The 933-nt window shown below is 71.8% G+C and carries 1 pseudogene; it reads right to left on the minus strand.

The features are described from left to right. Window positions 1–933, minus strand: a pseudogene (locus AC01Y6_RS10520) (DNA primase); the annotation flags it as partial.

A 933-nucleotide genomic window follows, 5' to 3' on the forward strand; every position in this document is an offset into this window, starting at 1 on the left:
GGCCCAATCGGCCAAGCGAGGGAGGGAGGGCAGGGTCTTCCGCACCTCCTCCCACCTCCTCAGGGCCAGGCTCACGGCGTCCAGGAGGGCCCCCAGGGCCTGGGGGTGGGCCCGGGCGAAGGCCTCCCAAAGCTCCCGCTCGGGGCGGCGCTCCCCGTCCTCCAGGCGCACCAGGTTGACCATCGCCACCCGGTCGGCCAGGTCGTCCCGGAGGAGGCCGAAGCCTATCCCCGTGAGGATGACGGGCCGTTGCGCCTCCAGGACGTGCTCTTCCGAGTCAGAGTAAAGCTCCCGCTTCCCCAGCCCTCCTCCCGTGCTCAGGCGGCAGAGGGCGTCCGAAAGCCAGGTGGGCACCTTGGAGAGGTTGTCAAGGGCCAGCACCCAGGACCCCTTGGCGGCCACCATCAGCGCCTCCACGTCCCTGGGCTCGGCCCGAAGGGCGGCCTCCTGGGGGTCCACCAGGGCCTTGAGCATCTTTGCGGCGGTGCTCTTCCCCGCCCCCTTCTCCCCGGCCAGGACCAGGATGGGGTACGGGCCTCGAGGGGAAAGGGCCCCCACCAGCCACCCCAGGACCAGGGCCACGTCCCGGCGCTCCCTCAGGGGCAGGAGTTCCAGGAGGGGGGCCAGGCTACCGCCCCGCTCGGGGAGGGGGAGGGGCTTTTGGTGCCTCCCCCGGCGGAAGCGCACCGGGGCCTCGTGGGCCGGGATGACCCGCCACCCCTCGGGCCCCACCTCCACCACGCTCCAATCGGGCCGGGCCAGGTCCAGGTACACCTTGCCCCCATACCCGGCCAGGCGCGTGTGCACCTCGTGCTCCTCCCCCTCAAAGAGGGCCTTGGCCTCCAGGACGGCCAGGGCGTCCTGGAGGGCCTGGGCGTAGAGGGGCTTGCCCTTTTCCCTGTAGTAAAGCCCTGCAAGCCAGGTGCGAAACTC

The organism is Thermus sp. (assembly GCF_056332225.1).